This is a genomic window from Streptomyces sp. NPDC020917 (assembly GCF_044333795.1).
Taxonomy (GTDB): domain Bacteria; phylum Actinomycetota; class Actinomycetes; order Streptomycetales; family Streptomycetaceae; genus Actinacidiphila.
In genome coordinates, this window is record NZ_JBIRRR010000011.1 from 126,744 (window position 1) to 145,211 (window position 18,468).

Genomic DNA, 18,468 nt, shown 5'->3' on the forward strand with positions numbered 1-18,468 from the left:
CGTCAGCGGACCGGGGCGGGCCCTGAGCTCTCCCGGCGGGTCAGCTCGGGGGTGAGCAGGGTGACCTCCTGCACGGGGCGGCCGTTGACCCGGTTCATCACCAGGTCGACGGCCTGGCGGCCGAGTTCGCGGGCCGGGCCGGCGACGGCGGTGAGCGCCGGGGAGTACTGCTCGGCCAGCGGGTCGGAGCACAGGGCGACGACGGACGCGTCCTCCGGGACGATCCGGCCGCTGGTGCGCAGCAGGCTCAGCAGCGGCCCGATGGCGCCCTCGTTCTGCACGACGAAGCCGGTGGTGGCCGGCCGGTCGGCGAGGATGCGGGCGAGGGCGCCCGCGGTGCTCTCGTAGGAGCCCTCGCAGGGGCGGTGCAGGATCCGCAGGCCGCGGGCGTCGGCGGCGCGGCGGAAGCCGGTCAGGGTCCGCTCGGCGTAGCCGGCGTGCCGCTGGTAGACGGCCGGGGCGTAGCCGATGAACGCGATGTCGCGGTGGCCGAGGTCCGCCAGGTGCTCGGCGCACAGCGCGCCGGCCTGCGCGAAGTCGTGGTCGACGCAGGCCAGCCGGCTGCTGTCGGCGGGCAGCCCGATGAGGGCGGCGTGGGTGCCGGTGTCGCGCAGCACGGGGATGCGCGCGTCGTCCATCTCGACGTCCATCAGGATGACGCCGTCGGCCAGGCCGCTGGCGGCGACCCGGCGGACCCCGTCGGGGCCCTCGTCGTTGGTGAGCAGCAGCACGTCGTAGCCGTACTCGCGGGCGGCGACGGTGACCGACAGCGCGATCTCCATCATCACCGGCACGTACACGTCGATGCGCAGCGGGACGACCAGGGCGATGATGTGCGAGCGCTTGCCGGCGAGCGCCCGCGCGCCGGCGTGCGGGTGGTAGCCGAGTTCGCTGATCGCCAGCTCGACGCGCTTGCGGGTGGCCGTCGAGATCGAGCGCTTGCCGCTCAGGACGTAGCTGACGGTGCTCGGGGAGACGCCCGCGTGCCGGGCCACCTCGGCCAGTGTCACCATCCTGGTGGACCTCATCCCTTGATCGCCCCGGTGAGCATGCCCTTGGCGAAGTGCTTCTGCATGAACGGGAACACGAGCATGATCGGAAGCAGGGTGAGCACCACGACGGCCATCTGCAGCGACAGCGGTGCGGTCTGCGAGTGCCCGGAGCCGAAGCCGGAGTTGACCTGACCGGGCATGTTCATCCCGAGGTTGACGTACTCGTAGAGCACGTACTGGAGCGGCCACTTGGTGCTCTCGGTGGGCATGTAGAGCATGACGTTGAAGAAGGTGTTCCAGTAGCCGACCGCATAGAACAGGGTGATCACCGCGGTGACCGCGCGGGAGGTCGGCAGCACCACGGACCACAGGATCCGCCACTCGCTCGCGCCGTCCATGCGGGCGGCGTCGATGAGTTCCGCGGCGGTCCCGGAGTAGAAGCTGCGCAGCACCAGGATGTTGAAGACGCTCACCGCGCTCGGCAGGATCAGCGCCCAGTACCTGCCGTAGCCGCCGAGGTCGCTGACCACCAGGAAGGTGGGGATCAGGCCGCCGCTGACGAACATGGTGACCACCAGGACCATCAGCAGGAAGCGGTGGCCGAGCGAACGGGACCGGGACAGGCCGTACGCGCACAGCACGGACACCACCATGGAGATGGCCGTTCCCACCAGGGTGACGCCGAGGGTGACCAGCAGCGCCTGCCGCACCGGCCCGCCGGTGAGCATCGTGGTGTACGCGTCGAAGGTGATGCCGTCGGGCACCAGCACCAGCCCGCCGGCCCGGTTGATGGATCCCGGGGTGGAGATGCTGGTGAGCACCACGCAGTACACCGGGACCAGGATCAGCAGCACCACCACGCCGAGGGTCAGGCCCTTGGCGCTCTGGCCGGCCGCGCTCGGCGGCTCCTCCCACACCGGCCGCCGGGAGGGGCGGCGGGCCGGGCGGGCGGCAGCGGAGGACGTCGTCGCAGTGGTCATTTCCGGTACAGTCCGTCCTCGCCGAAGCGGTGGGCCAGCGTGTTCGCACCCCAGATCAGCAGCAGCGAGATGACGCTCTTGAAGATGCCGGCCGCCGCGCCGTAGCTGTAGTTCTGGGTGCCGATGCCGTAGTAGTAGGCGAACGTGTCGAGGACGTCGGCGGCGTCGTGCCCGACTGCGAAGCGCTGGATGAGCATCTGCTCGAAGCCGACGGACAGCGCGTTGCCCAGGCGCAGCACGAGCATCAGCACGATGATGGCGCGCATGCCGGGCAGGGTGATGTGCCACATCCGCCGCCAGCGCCCCGCGCCGTCCGCGGCCGCGGCCTCGTACAGGTTCTGGTCGATGGCGGACAGCGCGGCGAGGAAGACGATGATGCCCCAGCCGGCGTCCTTCCAGACGACCTGCGAGGTGACCAGCAGCACGAAGGTGTGCGGGTTGGTCATGAAGTCCCAGGTCCCCATGTCGTGCTGGCGCAGGAACTGGTTGAGCAGCCCGGCGCCGCCGATCATCTGCTGGAACAGGGTGACAACCAGCACCCACGAGTAGAAGTGCGGCAGGAAGGTGATGGCCTGGATCACCGAGCGGATCCGCTGGCTCAGCACCGAGTTGAGCAGCAGCGCCAGCAGGATCGGGATCGGGAAGAACAGCACCAACTGGACCGCGCTGATGTAGAGGGTGTTCTCCAGAGCGTGCCAGAACAGCGGATCGCCGAACAGCTGCCGGAAGTTGTCCAGCCCGGCCCACTCGCTGTGGCGCACGCCGTCCAGCGGGTCGTAGTACTGGAACGCGGTGAGCGTGCCCACCATCGGCAGGTAGTTGAACACCACCAGCAGCGCCACCGCGGGCAGCGTCATCAGGATCAGCGACTTGTCCCGGCGCAGCCGGATCCGCCAGTTCAGCCTCCTGGCCGGTGGTCGTTCCGCGGGGGGTTCGCCCGCAACGCCCTCCTCGCCGTTGCGGTGTTCCTTGCCATCTGTGGCGACAGTCGAGGCCACGGTTCCTCCTTCGTGCGGCGCGTGCCGGCCGGGCCGCGCCGCGTGTCCGCCGGGGAGGACGGGCACGCGGCGTCGCGGCTGCCGGTCGTTACTGGCCGGAGCCGAACTTGTCGAGGACGGTGCTCTGGTACCAGGCGACCAGCCGGTCGCCGCCGCCACTTCCCTTCCAGGTGCTGAGCGCGTCCTGGAAGGCGGACACGGGCTTGATGCCGTGGTAGACGTCCTTGATGGTGTCCTCGACCGCCTGCGCCGCGTCGGCGGTGGCGAAGCGGGACGGCACGGTGATGTTCATGTTCCAGAACACCGGCTTGTAGGCGTACTTGGCGGCCTCGGAGTTCCACACGCAGCGGTCCTGGGTCAGCTGCGGGAAGTCCGGGTTGTTGATCACGTTGACCGCGGTGGCCAGGAACGGGAACGTCTGCGCCTGGACCTGCGCCTGGCCGGCCTTGGTGGGCGTCGGGCCGTTGGCGCCGCGGGTGTAGTGGACGCCCTCGACGCCGAAGTTGACCAGGGTGTACTCCGCCGTCCCGAACGGGGCCGCCAGGTAGTTGGCGATGCGCAGGCACTCCTCGATCTGCGCCGGCTTCAGCTTGGCGTTGAGGTAGCTGAACATCCCCGAGGACGGGTTCATGAAGAGCTGCGGCGTGGCCTTGCCGTCCGCGGAGAACGGCGTGAAGGAGGCGCGGCGGTAGTTCTTGTCGGCGGCGGTACCGGACTGCGCGTCGGCCTCGTTCCAGGCGCCCTGGCCGTCGGCGACGATCAGCGTCTTCCCGGCGAAGAACCGGGTCTTGGCGTCGTTGTTGTTGCCGGCCAGCGCGTCGGGGTGCATGAGCCCGGACTTCGCCAGCTTGTAGCACCAGTTGAGCGCCTCGATGAACTCCGGCTGCTCGTACTTGTGCATCAGCTTCCCGCCGCTGATGGTGAACTTCTGCGCGTAGCCGAAGATCTGGTCGGTGTACTGCCACACGTCGTCGAAAGCCCACACCCCGGCCTTCGCGCTGGTCAGCTCCTTGCCGAGGCTCACCAGGTCGTCGGCGGACCTCACGTCCGAGGCGTTGATGCCCTTCGACGCGAACACGTCGCCGCGGTAGTAGTACTGGCCGGGCAGGGCGAACCCGCTGGCGAAGGTGGGGATGCCGTACAGCTTGTCCTGCCACATGCCGGCCTGCCAGGCGCCGGTGGGCTGCGCCGCCAGGTTGGGGTACTTCTTGATCTTGTCGCCGGCCAGGTACGGCGTGAGGTCGGCCAGTTGGGTGCCGGCCAGCTCGCCGACCTTGAACAGCGGGTTCCACCAGCCGGGCAGCTGCACCCAGTCGGGGAGCTTGCGGGCCGCGGTCAGCGTGGGGATCGTCGTGTTGTAGGTGTTGCCGTTGCCGGGCTTCATCGTCAGCGTCGCGCCCAGCGCCTTGTTCATCGCCTCGTAGAAGGCGTTGCCCGGCGCCGGGACGGTGGCCCACAGCGGGGTGATCGCGGTGTAGTGGCCGCCGGCGCCCGGGACTTCGGTGACGGACTTGACCGGGCTCGCCGGGTACTTCAGGAAGCCGGGGTCGGTGAGGGCGTCGTGGGCACCGCTCGTCGAGGCGATGTCGGGGTGGACGGCGGAGCTGGGCATGTACGCCGGCAGCGCCGCGGCGCTGCCGGACTTGCTGTTCGTGCCTCCGTGGCTCTTGCTGCCGCCTCCGCCGCACGCGGCCAGCAGGGGTGCCAGCGCTGCGGTGCCGGCGACGGCGGCCGCGCCGGTCACGAAGGTTCTGCGGTTCAACTCGCTGCTCATGGTGGACGGCCCTTCGCCTGTGAGGTTCCGTGACGAGCGTGATGGGGGGTGCATGCGGATGCGTGGTGCACGCGGAGGACGTGCGGGAAGCGCGCAGCGCCTCGAAGGGGAGGGTGTCGAAGCGCTTCAACGTTGCGGCGAGAGTAATCACGCATGACAGGTTCGACAAGTGGCTGAGCAGAAAATCTTCCGGATGCGGCCTGCGGCGACCCAGCCCGCCATCGTGCCTGATCAGCACGACAATTCCTGATCAGGACGATGAAGCACGACCCGGGGACGACATCGCGGCGGAACATCTGGTTGACACGATCGGCACCCGCATGTCAGCTTCGAAGCGTTTCAACTCGCGTCGGTGGACGGCTCGATCCCTGCTCCCGTCGTGCCTCCGCCGCCAACCTCCGCACCGCGCAAGGGGTTTCCCGCTGTGAGTACTGCCTCCGTGCCCGCCGAGCTGCCCGTGGACCGGCTCCCGTTCCGCGATCCCGCGCTGCCGCTGCGCGAGCGCGTCGACGACCTGCTGGCCCGGCTCACCACCGACGAGCGGATCGCGATGCTGCACCAGTACGCGCCCGCGGTCCCCCGCCTCGGCCTGGCCGCGTTCCGCACCGGCCACGAGGCGCTGCACGGTGTGGCCTGGCTCGGCGAGGCCACCACCTTCCCGCAGGCCGTCGGGCTCGGCGCGACCTGGGACGAGGAGCTGGTCCACCAGGTCGCCACCGCCACCTCGACCGAGCAGCGGGCCTTCCACTACCACCGGCCCCCCGTGGTCGGTGAGGGACGCACCAGTCTGCAGGCGTGGGCGCCGGTGGTGAACCTGCTGCGCGACCCGCGCTGGGGCCGCAACGAGGAGGGCTACTCCGAGGACCCGGTGGCCACCGCCCGCCTCGCGGTGGCCTTCTGCCGCGGGATGACGGGCGACCACCCCGAGTTCCTGCGCACCGCCCCCGTGCTCAAGCACTTCCTCGCCTACAACAACGAGGACGACCGCTGCACCACCTCCTCGGGGGTGCGCGCGCGGGTGCTGCACGAGTACGACCTGGCGGCCTTCCGCCCGGCCGTGGCCTGCGGTGCCGCGACCGGCGCCATGGCCGCGTACAACCTGGTCAACGGCCGCCCCTGCCACGTCAGTCCGCTGATCGAGAACGAGCTGCGGCGCTGGGCCGAGCCGACCGGCCACGAGCTGTTCGTGGTCAGCGACGCCCAGGGGCCGTCGAACCTCGTCGACGAGGAGCACTACTTCGACGACCACGCCGCCGCCCACGCGGCCGCGCTGAAGGCCGGCATCGACAGCTTCACCGACAACGGCGAGGACACCCGCACGACCTTCGAGAGGTTCACCGAGGCCCGCGAGCGCGGCCTGCTCACCGACCCCGACATCGACCGCGCGGTGCGCCGCCAGCTGTCGATCCGCTTCCGCCTCGGCGAGTTCGACCCGCAGCGCGACCCGTACGCGGGCACCGGCTGGGACCTGGTCGACTCCCCCGCGCACCGCGCGCTCGCCCTCCGGGCCGCGACCGAGTCGATCGTGCTGCTCAAGAACACCGCGGACCTGCTGCCGCTGTCCGGGGCCGGGCGCGTGGCGGTCGTCGGACCGCTCGCCGACACCCTGTACGAGGACTGGTACAGCGGCTCGATGCCGTACCGGATCACCGCGGCGGCCGGGCTGGCCGCGGCCGCCGGCGAGCGCGGCGGCCGCGTCGAGACCGTCGAGGGCGTGGACCGCGTCGTGCTGCGCGCCGCCACCACCGGTGCCGCGCTCACCGCGGTCGGCGCCGACGGGCGGCTGACCGCCGCCGCCCCCGCGGACGGCGCCGGGCCGGCCGGCGTCGACGACCCCGCCGCGCAGTTCGACGTCTTCGACTGGGACCTGGGCGTGCTCACCCTGCGCAACGCCGCCACCGGCCGCTATGCCGGCCTCAACGAGGACCGCTCCCTGACCGCCGACCGCCACCAGCCCGGCGGTTGGGACGTCCACGAGACCTTCCGCCTCGAACGCCAGGACGACGCAACCGTGTTGCTGCGCAGCGTCCTCACCGGGCGGTACGCGGTCGTCGACCCGGCCACGGGCGCCGTCGCCGTCGCCGCGGAGGACCCGGCGGACGCGGAGCGCTTCACCCGGTCGGTCGTCCGCGACGGCGTCGCCGAGGCCGTGGCTTCCGCCGCCCGCGCGGACACCGTGGTCGTCGTGCTCGGCAACGACCCGCACATCAACGGGCGCGAGGCGCAGGACCGCGCCGGCCTGGGCCTGCCCCCGGCGCAGGAGCGGCTGCTGCGCGAGGTCGCCGCGGTGCGGCCGGAGACGGTACTGGTCGTGATGAGCAGCTACCCCTACACCGTCGACTGGGCCGACGCGCACCTGCCCGCGGTGCTGTGGACCTCGCACGGCGGCCAGGAGACCGGCCGCGCCCTGGCCTCGGTGCTGCTGGGCGACGCGGAGCCGGCCGGCCGCCTCCCGCAGACCTGGTACCGGGCGGGCGACACCCTGCCGGACCGCCTCGACTACGACATCATCAAGGCCGGCTGGACCTACCAGTACCACCGGGCCGCGCCCCTCTACCCGTTCGGCCACGGACTGTCGTACACCCGCTTCACCCAGGGCGCGCCGGTCCTGTCCCACAGCAGCATCGCCCAGGACGGCACGGTCACCGCCACGGTCACGGTCACCAACTCCGGCTCCCGGCCCGGCACCGAGACCGTCCAGCTGTACGTGCGCGCGCTCGACGCCCGCTACGAGGCGCCGCAGCTGAAGCTCGCCGGCTTCCGCAAGGTGCGGCTGGCGCCGGGCGAGTCCGAGGAGGTGGCGTTCGCCCTCGACGCGGCGGACGCGCTCGCGCACTGGTCGGTCGCGACCGGCGCGTTCACCGTCGACCCCGGCGGCTACGAGGTCCTGGCCGCGCGCTCCGCAGGCGACGTCACCGGGTGCGCGTCCCTGACCGTCACCGGGCCGCCGCCCCGGCCCCGCCCGGCAGTCGACCGCGCCATCGACGCGGCGGACTTCGACGACTACGCGAACGCCGTCCTGGTCGACGCCACCCGCACCGCGGGCGACGCGGTCGCCCCGGCCGACCCCGCCTCCCCCGCGAGGCTGCTCTACCGCGGGCTCGACCTGGCCGGGGCCCGCAGCGTCACCGTCGACGTCTCCCGCACGGAGCCGGGCGAGGCTCGGCTCGAACTCCAGGTGGGCGGCGGCGCCTTGGCTTCGGTGAAGGTGCCGTCCACCGGCAGCCGCTACTCCTGGACGTCCGTCACGGTGCCCCTCGCCTCCCTCCTGCCGGAGGGGCCGCACGACCTGGTGGCCCTCCAGTACGGCGAACAACGCTTGATGCGGCTCCGCTTCACCGCCTGACGTCCAGCCGCAACGTCCTCCGTTGCCCCCTCTCCCAGGCGGGGCCCTGGTCTCCCCCTGACCGGGCCCCGCCCTCCCCGTGCCCCTCGGCAGCCGGGGTGCCCCCGGGTGTGCTTTGCCGTCGTGCGGCGTCGTTGTGGCTGGTGGCGCAGTTCCCCGCGCCCCTGGCGGTGCACGTTCGGTGGGTGGGGTCGGGGCCGCCACGGGAGTGTCTCCTCGGAACTGTGCGTGCGGCCTTCTCCTTTGGCTCACCCGGGAGGATGCACAGTTCCTGCGGGGACACTCCCGCACCGTCCCCTCCCGGCCCGGCCCCCGACTGCGGGAGGAATTTGGACGGCGTCCACCCATAGGGGCGCGGGGAACTGCGCGCCCAGCCACCCACGCACCGGGCACCCGGCAACGGCGGCCCGGGGGCACCCCGAACCCCCGCCCCGCAGGGGCGATGCTCCCAGGAGCGCGGGGAACTCCGCGACCAGCAACGACGGGCACCGCACCCGGCAACGGCGGCCAGGGGCAGCCCAGATGCCGCGACCTCGTCGAAGCCCGCTTCGGTACCATCACCGAAGAAGCCATCCGCCGCAGCTCGTTCGACGCCGTCAAAGAAGGAAGGCGCCTCTCATGTTCGCGCGGGTTCAGACTTTCCATCAGCCGGCCGAAAAGCTCGACGCACTGGCCGCTCTCGTCCAAGAGCAACTCGCGGCGGCGCAACCCCCCGGGCTGAAGGGCTTCCAGTACCTCATCGACCGCGACAACGGGAAAGCGCTGCTGATCTCCTTCTGGGATTCCGAGGAGGACTTGCGCCAGTTGGAGGCCAACAACGCCGCTACGCGTGAGCGTGTCAAAGAAGAGGCCGGAGTCGAGGCTCCGACGGCCGAGGTGTTCGAAGTGACCCTCCAGGATCTCTGAACGCACGCCCCAGCTCTATTTGTTGCTCGGCCTCTTCGGACCGCCCGCGCCCAGCGCCACCGCATCCCTCGGCAACCGGGCTGCCCCGCGAGGTGATTTGCCGTCCGCGACGTGCCCTCTGGCTGGGCGCGGAGTTCCCCGCACTCCTGGAGCATCGCCCCTCCGGGGCGGGGGCCTGGGGTGCCCCCGGGTGTGCGTTGCCGGGTGCGGAGCGGTTGGGGCTGGTCGCGCTGGGGGCACCTCCCAGGCGAAGCCCTGGGGGACCCCGCGCCCCTGCGGGGTGACCCCAGGCTCAATTTCTCCCGCAGTCGGGGGCCGGGCTGGGAGGGGACGGTGCGGGAGTGTCCCCGCAGGAACTGTGCACACACCCGGCCCACTTCGCGGAGGGAGCCGCACGCACAGTTCCGAGGAGACACTCCCGTGGCGGCCCCGACCCCACCCACCGAAGGTGCACCGCCAGGGGCGCGAGGAACTGCGCGACCAGCCGAGACGGCGCGGCAGGCGGCAGAGCACACCCGGGGGCACCCCGGTTGCCGAGGGGGCGCGACGAGACCAGCAGACGGCCACGCGCAGCGCGAGGCGGCCCGGAACACCTCCAGGCGGAGCCGACCCCGCTCGAGGCGGGACGGAGAACGGGTGGCGCGAACTTGCCATGTACCAGACAATCGGTTGCCGCCCACCGCGGCCCCGGTGAGCCTCCCTCCGCTCCCCACAGGAACCGCAGAAGATCCCCACAGGCACCGCAGAGGATCGCCCCCCGCACAGACGACCTGACCGCTCGCCACATCCGTACGCGAGGAGCACACATGCACCAGGCCCGGCGCCGCATCCCCCTCGTCCTGACCGCCCTCGCGGCCCTGCTGGGCTCGCTGTCGCTGCAGGGCGCGGCCCACGCCAGGACGGGGCCCGACCCCGCCGCTCCGGCGTCCGCGAACAGCTGGACGGTGGACCTCGGGGCCGCCACCGCGGACCGGAGCAACACCGTCGTCGCGGACGGGCGGCTGACGGTCCGCAACCTGCGGGCGCACCCGGCCGCGATGCCGGCGGACCGCGCGTACGCCGAGTACACGGCGCCCGCCTCGGCGCTCGGCCGGAGCGTGGGGGCGCTGGCTGTGGAGACCACGGCCACGCGTCCCCGCGGCTCCAGCGTGGAGACCGACGTCCGCGGCCGGGACGCCGCGGGCCGGTGGAGCCAGTGGACGACGGCCACCGCCGGCAGCCCCGTCTCCTTCCCTGCCCCCGTCTCCACCGTGCAGGTGCGCCTCGTGCTGGGGTCGCCCGCGGGCGCGCAGGCCCCCGCCGTCTCGGCCGTGCGGCTGTCGGCCGTGGGGACCCCGCAGGCGGCGCCGCCGCAGGCCGCGCCGATGACGTCCGTCACCTACCGCGTGTTCGCCACCCGCGAGGGCCTGGTCGGCGGGACCACCGCCAACGGCCATGTGATCGCCAGCCGCGACCACTTCGTCGCGCTGCCCTCACGGCGGCTGCTGGACGCGAACGGCAGCACCACGTACCAGGTCCGGGTCTGCCACGGCAGCCGGTGCGAGACCGCGCCGATCTGGGACGTCGGCCCGTGGAACACCACGGACGACTACTGGAACCCGTCCGGGGTGCGCGAGTCGTGGGGCGACCTTCCGCAGGGCACGCCCGAGGCGCAGGCGGCGTACCAGAGCGGGTACAACGGCGGCCACGACCAGTTCGGCCGCGCGGTGGCCAACCCGGCGGGCATCGACCTGGCCGACGGGACGTTCTGGGACGGCCTGGGGATGACGGACAACGACTGGGTGGACGTCACGTTCGACGTCGCCTCGGCGCCGGCCGCCAAGTACTGGGTGGACACGTTCGCCGACGCGGCGGTGTACGCCTCGCCGACCAGCACCGCGCAGACCGGCACGCTGTACGGCGGCACGAACTACGTGTACTGCAAGGCGTGGGGCCGGATGATCGGCACCAGCACCACGTACAACCACTGGTGGCTGAGGACGGACCCGGACGTCGGGCCCGCCGGGCAGTACGTGTCGGCGTACTACCTGTCCCGCTGGGGGAACGACGAGGCGAAGGACAACAACGGCACCGTCATACCCGACTGCTGACCGGCGGCCCTCCCCGCGGGCGTCGCGCCGTCCGCGGGGACGGCCGGCCCGTTCCTAGGATGGGCGCGTGACGAGTGCATCGGGTGCGGCCGGGACGGGCCGCGTCGAACGCGGGCTGGTGTACGCGACCGCGGGCGGGGAGGACCTGCGGCTCGACGTCCACCGCGCCGCGCGGCAGGACGACCCGGTGGTGCTGTACGCGCACGGGGGCGGGTGGAGCAGGGGCGACCGGGGCGAGGACGCGGACCGGCGGCTGGCGCCGCTCGCCGCCCTCGGGGTGACCGTGGTGTCGGTCGACTACCGGCTCGCCCCGGCCACGACGTTCCCCGGCCCGCTGCACGACCTGAAGGGCGCGGTGCGCTGGCTGCGCGCGCACGGCGCGGACCTGGGGCTCGCCACCGAACGCCTCGGCGTCTGGGGCGCGTCCGCCGGGGCCTACCTGGGGTCGCTGCTGGCGCTGTCCGCCGGCGACGCCGCGCTGGAGGGCGAGGTGGGCGGCAACCTCGACCGGTCCAGCGCCGTGCAGGCGGTCGTGCACTGGTTCGGCCAGGCCGACCTCGCCGCCTCCGCCGCGCGGAGCGCGATCGAGGCGCGGCTGCTGCCGTTCCGCTTCGAGGCGGACCTGCTGGGCACCGGCGACCCGGGGGAACTGGCGGAGCGCGCGCGGGGGCTGAGCCTGCTGTCCCGGGTCTCGCCGCAGGCGCCGCCCTTCCTGATCGCCCATGGGGACCGCGACCGGATCGTGCCGCCCGCCCAGGGCTTCGCCCTGCACCAGGCGCTCAGCCATGCGGGGGCGCGCAGCCGCTTCGAGCTGCTGGCCGGTGCGGGCCACGAGGACGCCGCGTTCGACTCCCCCGCCTCGCTGGCCGTCACCGCCGCCTGGCTGCGCGCGGTCCTGGCCTGACAGATGCCGTCGCACCGCAGATACTCCCGCTGTACGGCCGGTACTTCCGCGGGAGTACCGGGGGAGACTTCCGGAGCACGATGCCCCGCGGCCACCGCGCCCGGCATGCTGGCGTCCATGCCCACTCGCCTGCTGAACCGGCCGCTCCTCCCGCGGCGCCATCGTGACGACGCCGACGGCCCGGCCGGAGCAGGGCGCTGGGCCGCACTGCGGGACCGCGTCCCCGGACTGCGCCGCAAGGGGAAGGGCGAGGAGCCGGGGGCCGGCGGGACCGCGCCCCGCCGCCAGCCGCGCCTGAGGCGCTGGCTGCGACGGATCGCGCTGGGCTGCGTGGTGCTGTGGGTGGCCGTCACCGCGGCGTCGTTCGTCTACAACGCGGTTACGGACGGGCGGGCCGCTCCCCCGCGGGGGCTGAGCTACGTGCAGGCCGCGGACATCCGCACCCGGTACCAGGAGTGGGGCACGACGGGCTCGCCCGTGGTGCTGGTGCACGGCGCCTTCGAGGACGTGGACACCTGGTCGCGGCTGGCCCCGCTGCTGGCCCGCGACCACCGGGTGTACGCGCTGGACCTGACCGGCGACGGCTACAGCGAGCGCCGCGGCCCGTACACCGTCGACCACTTCACCCGGCAACTGCTCGGGTTCCTCGACGCGATGCACCTCGGCGGCGCCCACCCGCTGCTCGTCGGGCACTCCAGCGGCGCCGCCGTGGTCACCGACGCGGCCCTGCGGGCGCCCGCGCGGATCGGGGGCGTGATGCTGCTCGACGGCGACGCGCTCGACACGGGTGCGGGGCCGCCGCCGGCCCTGAAGTACGTGCTGCTCCCCCCGTACCGCACCACGCTGCTGCGGATCGGCCTGGGCATCGACGGCGTGATCCGCAGCATCTACAACGCGCAGTGCGGGCCCGCCTGCCCGCGGCTCGACGGTGCGGGCGTCGACCAGTGGCGCCGTCCGCTGCAGGTCGCGGGCGCCGAGGGCGCGCTGTGGAGCATGCTCGGCGAGGGCGTCCCCGGCCTGCCCGCGGACCAGGTGGCCCGGCTGGCCGCGGTGCCGGTGCCCAAGTCGGTGGTGTTCGGCTCCGACGACGACGTCTTCTCGAAGCAGACCCCGCAGGAGACCGCCCGCCGCGTCGGCGCGCCGGCGCCGACGCTCATCCCCGGCGCCCGCCACCTGACCATGGTCTCCAGCCCGGGTGCGGTCGCCGCGGCCGTGGAGCAGCTGGCCGGGCGGATCGCCGCGGCTCCGCCTGCCGGCTGAACCCCGTCCCGCGCACGGGAGATGCCGGGCCAGTGAAACGTTCCGGATGGGTCGTCCCACCCGCCGGCGGACAGCACCCCGGCGCACCGGTCCGACCGGGGCCGGGAGGGACCGCGGGCCGGCTCCCACCGGCCTCGACCGTGGACCTGAAGGCCGCAACACCGTTGCTGAGCTGGGTAGATGAGCAGCCACTCCCTCGGCTGACGATCTTTGGAGAGATCCTGGTTGAAACGTTGATTCAATCCTGGGGCGTGGCTAGCCTCGCCGGGGCGGTGATTGAAACGTACCAATCACTCGCCCCCGGGACAGAGGGAGATGATCAGGATTTCCAGACATCGCACGCGCAAGGTCGCCCTGACCGCGGCCGTCAGCGCGGCACTGGCCACGATTCTGCCCATGGGGCTGGCCTCGCCGTCGGCGCTGGCGGCCGCGCCGGGCGCGCTCCCGTCGAGCCCCTGGTCGGACAGCAACTACCAGCCCCGGCCCGGCGACTGGCAGCCCTACGTGCTCGCTCCCACCAGCCATGACGTGAAGCCGGTCGCGGTGCTCTCCGCCGACCCGCGCGGCGGCGCCATCCAGGGCGACCCGAAGGCCGCGCTCGGCGGCCCTTCGGTGAAACCGGTGCGGCTGGTCAGCAGCGGCGACCGCACGCAGTCGCCGCTGCTGACCCTCGACTTCGGCAAGGAGGTGGGCGGGAAGATCCGCGTCCACGTCGCCGGGGCCTCCTCGACGCCGCCCAAGATCCACGTGTGCTTCAGCGAGTCCCGGCAGTTCGCCGCGACCACGCCGCAGGCCAACAACGGCGAGGCCGCGTACGCGCCCGGCTGCGACACGGCGAACATCTGGACCGGCTACCCCGGCGTCGCGTACACCTACGACGCCGACAGCCACACCCTGGACTTCGACGCGTCGAAGCTGCCCGCCACCGTGACGGACCCCCAGCTCCGCGGCGGATTCCGCTACGCGACGCTCTTCCTGGACGGTGCCGGCTGGGTGGACGTCGACGGCGTCTCGCTGTCCTTCGACGCGGTCCCGAAGCAGGCGAACCCCGCCGACTACCAGGGCTGGTTCCTGTCGAGCGACAACGAGCTCAACAAGATCTGGTACGCGGGCGCGTACACCGTGCAGATGGACACCTGGATGTCCGACACGGCCAAGAGCTGGCCCTACACGGCGGGTGAGCCGGACCACGCCGACTCTCAGGTGCCGTACGCCGACCCCGGTCAGGAGGTCATCTTCGACGGCGCGAAGCGCGACCGCATCGTCTGGCAGGGCGACCTCGCGATCCAGGCCCCCGTCACCTACCTGAGCACCGGCGACCTCGCCGCGGTCGACAACTCGCTGTCCTCCCTGTCGGCGCAGCAGCTCTCCGACGGCTACGTGCCCGGCGAGAGCCTGGTGGGCCAGCACAACGAGGACGAGATCCGCACCTACGGCGAGTACGTGACGTGGTACGTCTACAACCACTACGAGCACTGGCTCTACACCGGGGACAAGGCCTACCTCGACAAGTGGTGGCCGTCGCTGACCAAGGCGATGACCTGGCTGGAGTCGGTGCGCAGCCAGGACCCGCAGGGCCTGATCGCCTTCGGCAACGTCGGCTCCTGCGGCCACTACGGCTACAGCGACTGCGGCCACGAGACGTATGTCAACGCCCTGTACGCCCGCAACCTCGACGAGATGGCCGAGCTGGCGAAGGCCCACGGTGCCGCGTCGGACGCGGCCTCGTACGCGTCGCGGTCGGTGGTGCTGAAGAAGGCGATCAACGACCAGCTGTGGGACGGCGCGACCGGCGCCTACCGGCTCTCCCGCGAGACTCCCGGCGTGTACCCGCAGGACGCCAACGCCACGGCGGTGCTCACCGGGGTCGCCGACGCCGGCCAGGCGCAGCGCGCCATGGACTACCTGCACCAGAACACCTGGAGCACGCACGGCTCCCTCACGGTGTCGCCGAGCGCCGCCCATGCCCCGATGGGGCCGATGTACGAGCCGCTGCCCAGCGGCTTCGAGGCGAGCGCCCGTCTCGCGGTGCCCGACGCGTCCGGGGACACGCAGGCGAGCGGCCTGGAACTGATGCGCGCCTTCTGGGGCTACATGCTCTCCAAGGACCCGGGCAGCGCGTGGTGGGAGAAGGCCAACGCCGCCGGTGATCCGGGCATCAGCCAGTTCACCAGCCTCGCGCACGGCTGGGCCTCCGGCCCGACGGTCACCCTCACCGACCAGGTGCTCGGCGTGACGCCGACGGGAGCCGGCTTCACCTCGTACGCGGTCGTGCCGCACCCGGCGGGCCTGAAGTGGGCGCAGGGCAGCGTGCCGACGCCGCACGGCGACATCGCCGTGTCCTGGCAGGCGCTCACCCAGGGCTTCCAGCTCCACGCGACGACCCCGGCCGGGACGTCGGGCCGGCTCGCCGTGCCGACGCAGGGCAAGCGGGTGAGTGTCCGGCTCGACGGGCGCCTGGTGTGGGACGGTTCGCGGGCGGCAGGCGGCGCGAACGCCACGAGCGACGGCCAGTACGTGTACGTGGACGGCGTGCAGGCCGGCCACCACGTGCTGCACGCGCAGAACCTGTAGGCCGTGCGGCGCGGGGCTCCGGCCGGCGGCCGGGGCCCCGCGTGCACGGCGACTCGGTCCGGGCAGGCCGGACCGAGTGCCGCGGCAGAGTCCTCAGCCGAGGAGGGCCTGGGTGATCTGCCGGGTGGTCTGCCCGGCCACGCAAGGGTTCACGGCCACGCGGGGGTTCACGGCGGCGCAGGAGACGCAGGCGTACGTCGGGTGCCAGGACGGACTCCTGCGGTCGGCCGGCTCGTCCGGCGGGCGCTCGCCGCCATCCCAGTGCACGGTGCCCGCGGTGTCGACCGGTTTTCCGCGCGGGTGGCCGGCGTCACCGGCGCGGCCCGCACGAGGCTGCCGTCACCAGCGCGGTGACTTCTTCTCGTAGGCGGGGTCGATGCGCTGCATGTAGCCGGTGTCGTCGCGGTTGCGCAGGCCGCAGCGCAGGTACTGCTCGTGCAGGCGGGCCAGCGCGTCGCGGTCGAGTTCGACGCCGAGGCCGGGTCCGCGCGGGACGGCGACCGCGCCGCCGTCGAAGTCCAGGGCGCCGGGCACGACCACGTCCTCGGTCTTCCACGGCCAGTGGGTGTCGCAGGCGTAGGTGAGGTTGGGGGTGGCGGCCCCGAGGTGGACCATCGCGGCCAGGCTGATGCCGAGGTGGGAGTTGGAGTGCATGGACAGGCCGAGGCCGAAGGTGTCGCAGATCCCGGCGAGCAGGGTGGAGCGGCGCAGGCCGCCCCAGTAGTGGTGGTCGGAGAGCACCACCTGGACCGCGTCGCGCGCGATCGCCGCGGGCAGTTCGTCGAAGGCGACCACGCACATGTTGGTGGCCAGCGGCATCGGGGCCTCGCGGGCCACGCGCGCCATGCCCTCCTGGCCGGGCGTGGGATCCTCCAGGTATTCGAGGACGCCGTCGAGCGCGCGGGCGACCTTCAGCGAGGTGTCCACCGTCCAGGCGGCGTTGGGGTCCAGGCGCAGCGGCACGCCGGGGAAGGCGGCGCGCAGCGCGAGCACCGCCTCGACCTCCTCCTCGGGGGGCATCACACCGCCCTTGAGCTTGATGGCGGTGAAGCCGTACGCGCCGATCATGCGCCGGGCCTGGGCGACGATGCCGTCCGGGTCGAGCGCGGGACCCCAGCCGTCGGGCTCCGCGCCGGGGTGCCCGTCCCATTTGTAGAAGAGGTAGGCGCTGAACGGCACGTGGTCGCGGACGGAGCCGCCGAGCAGGTCGGCGACCGGCCGTCCGGCGACGCGGCCCTGGATGTCCAGGCAGGCGACCTCGAACGGCGAGAAGACCCGGTCCACCGTGCTGCTGGTGGTGATCATGCCGGTCAGGCCGTGCCCGTCCGCGCCGCTGTCGCCGCCGAGCACCGCGGCGACGCGCCGGTGCATGGCGCCCAGCGCGTGGACGTCCATGCCCGTCAGCGCGTCCGCGGCCGCCCGCAGCCGGCGCAGGTGGCCCTCGTCGGCGTAGGTCTCGCCGAGGCCGCCGACGCCCTGGTCGGTGTGGACCTCGACGACGGCCCGCAGGGCGTAGGGCTCGTGCACGCCGACCGCGTTCAGCAGGGCCGGGTCGGCGAACGCGACGGGCGTGATGTCGATCCGGGTGATGACCGGGCCGGCGCTCATCGCGCCGCCTCCGCGGCCGGCTCCGGCGCGGATCCGGACTGCGCCGCACCCGACTCCCCTGACGCGGTGGCGAGTCGGGACACCAGCGCGCGGCCCGCCTCGGTGATCCGGGAGAGTTCGGCGAGGTCCTCTTCGGTGGGGTCGACCAGCGGCGGCCGCACGCCGCCGACGTCGAGCCCGCTCTGCCGCACGCCCGCCTTGACCAGCGCCACCGCGTACCCGGGCACCCGGTCGCGCAGCGCGACCAGCGGCCGGACGAACGCGGACAGCAGCGCTTCGGCCGCGGCCTCGTCGCCGCCGGTGACCGCGCGGTGGAAGGCCAGCGACACCTCGGGCGCGAAGCAGAAGGCGGCGGAGGAGTACAGCTCGACGCCGATCGCGCGATAGGCGGGCACGAAGGCCTCGGCGGTCGGCATGCCGTTGAAGAACTGGAAGTCACCGCCGCCGGTGCGCTCGTCGGCGCGCACCGCGGTGACGATGCGGGACATCAGGTCGAGGTCGCCGAGACCGTCCTTGAACCCCACCACCTGCGGCATGCGGGCCACTTCGAGGGCCGAGGGCACGTCGAAGCGCGCGGTGCCGCGCTGGTAGACGATCAGCGGGAGGTCGGTGGCGGCAGCGATCCGCCGGACGTAGCCGACCAGTCCGGCGGCGGGTCCCTGTGCGAGGTAGGGCGGCATCAGCAGCAGGCCGTCGGCGCCGGCGTCCCGCGCAGCACGGGCGTACTGGCGGGCCGCCGCCGGGACACCCCCGGCGCCGGCGAACACCGGGACCCGGCCGTCCACCACCTCGACGGCGGTCCGCACCGCGGCCGCGTACTCCTCCGGGCCCAGGGCAGGGAACTCGCCCGTCCCGCAGGCGACGAACACCCCGCCCGCCCCGGCGGCGACGCCCCGACGCACGTGCTCCGCAAGGATCGGAAGATCCACCGATTCTTCCGAGGCGAACGGCGTCACCGGGAAGAACAGCACACCCTCGAACATGGGCCCTCGCTTCGGATTCATTCATATCCATGAACGCACAGCACAAGTGCGAA

At 72.8% G+C, this 18,468-nt stretch carries 13 protein-coding genes; 6 read left to right on the top strand and 7 right to left on the bottom strand.

Annotated features, from left to right (window positions below):
- Window positions 1-2: 2 nt before the first annotated feature.
- From ACH4TG_RS23575 to ACH4TG_RS23590, 4 genes are all read right to left on the bottom strand, one after another.
- On the bottom strand, window positions 3-1,013 hold the full coding sequence (locus ACH4TG_RS23575; protein WP_398244530.1) for a LacI family DNA-binding transcriptional regulator: 1,011 nt from the start codon (window positions 1,011-1,013) through the stop codon (window positions 3-5).
- 11 nt (window positions 1,014-1,024) lie between these two features.
- A complete protein-coding gene (locus tag ACH4TG_RS23580; protein WP_398244430.1) occupies window positions 1,025-1,972 on the bottom strand; it encodes a carbohydrate ABC transporter permease in 948 nt (315 codons plus the stop codon).
- Window positions 1,969-2,970: an ABC transporter permease gene (locus ACH4TG_RS23585; protein WP_398244431.1), complete on the bottom strand. Its 1,002-nt coding sequence runs from the start codon at window positions 2,968-2,970 to the stop codon at window positions 1,969-1,971. The genes ACH4TG_RS23580 and ACH4TG_RS23585 overlap by 4 nt, the downstream gene beginning before the upstream one ends.
- A gap of 88 nt (window positions 2,971-3,058) precedes the next feature.
- Window positions 3,059-4,744, bottom strand: a complete 1,686-nt coding sequence (locus ACH4TG_RS23590; protein ID WP_398244432.1) for an ABC transporter substrate-binding protein — start codon at window positions 4,742-4,744, stop codon at window positions 3,059-3,061.
- Window positions 4,745-5,168: 424 nt separating this feature from the next.
- Between ACH4TG_RS23590 and ACH4TG_RS23595 the strand changes: the two genes are divergently transcribed.
- The 6 genes from ACH4TG_RS23595 to ACH4TG_RS23620 all read left to right on the top strand — a co-directional run bounded on the left by ACH4TG_RS23595 (window position 5,169) and on the right by ACH4TG_RS23620 (window position 15,824).
- On the top strand, window positions 5,169-8,090 hold the full coding sequence (locus ACH4TG_RS23595; protein WP_398244433.1) for a glycoside hydrolase family 3 C-terminal domain-containing protein: 2,922 nt from the start codon (window positions 5,169-5,171) through the stop codon (window positions 8,088-8,090).
- Between the two features lie 618 nt (window positions 8,091-8,708).
- Window positions 8,709-8,996 (top strand): antibiotic biosynthesis monooxygenase family protein, encoded by a 288-nt coding sequence (locus ACH4TG_RS23600; protein WP_398244434.1) that lies wholly within the window; start codon window positions 8,709-8,711, stop codon window positions 8,994-8,996.
- An 806-nt stretch (window positions 8,997-9,802) separates the two neighbouring features.
- Entirely contained in the window at window positions 9,803-11,086 is a 1,284-nt protein-coding gene (locus ACH4TG_RS23605; RefSeq protein ID WP_398244435.1) for an SH3 domain-containing protein, read from the top strand.
- Window positions 11,087-11,153: 67 nt separating this feature from the next.
- Window positions 11,154-11,990: an alpha/beta hydrolase fold domain-containing protein gene (locus ACH4TG_RS23610; protein ID WP_398244436.1), complete on the top strand. Its 837-nt coding sequence runs from the start codon at window positions 11,154-11,156 to the stop codon at window positions 11,988-11,990.
- A 117-nt stretch (window positions 11,991-12,107) separates the two neighbouring features.
- Window positions 12,108-13,250 carry an alpha/beta fold hydrolase gene (locus ACH4TG_RS23615; protein WP_398244437.1) on the top strand — a complete coding sequence of 381 codons (1,143 nt, stop codon included), beginning with the start codon at window positions 12,108-12,110 and terminating at the stop codon, window positions 13,248-13,250.
- Between the two features lie 315 nt (window positions 13,251-13,565).
- A complete protein-coding gene (locus tag ACH4TG_RS23620) occupies window positions 13,566-15,824 on the top strand; it encodes an alpha-L-rhamnosidase C-terminal domain-containing protein (protein ID WP_398244438.1) in 2,259 nt (752 codons plus the stop codon).
- Window positions 15,825-15,917: 93 nt separating this feature from the next.
- Here the strand turns inward: ACH4TG_RS23620 and ACH4TG_RS23625 are convergent, their stop codons facing one another.
- The 3 genes from ACH4TG_RS23625 to ACH4TG_RS23635 all read right to left on the bottom strand — a co-directional run bounded on the left by ACH4TG_RS23625 (window position 15,918) and on the right by ACH4TG_RS23635 (window position 18,436).
- Window positions 15,918-16,091, bottom strand: coding sequence for a hypothetical protein (locus tag ACH4TG_RS23625; RefSeq protein WP_398244439.1), 174 nt, complete (start codon window positions 16,089-16,091; stop codon window positions 15,918-15,920).
- Window positions 16,092-16,163: 72 nt separating this feature from the next.
- Window positions 16,164-17,432 carry a glucarate dehydratase family protein gene (locus ACH4TG_RS23630; protein WP_398244440.1) on the bottom strand — a complete coding sequence of 423 codons (1,269 nt, stop codon included), beginning with the start codon at window positions 17,430-17,432 and terminating at the stop codon, window positions 16,164-16,166.
- On the bottom strand, window positions 17,429-18,436 hold the full coding sequence (locus ACH4TG_RS23635) for a 5-dehydro-4-deoxyglucarate dehydratase (RefSeq protein WP_398244441.1): 1,008 nt from the start codon (window positions 18,434-18,436) through the stop codon (window positions 17,429-17,431). The genes ACH4TG_RS23630 and ACH4TG_RS23635 overlap by 4 nt, the downstream gene beginning before the upstream one ends.
- Window positions 18,437-18,468 lie beyond the last annotated feature (32 nt).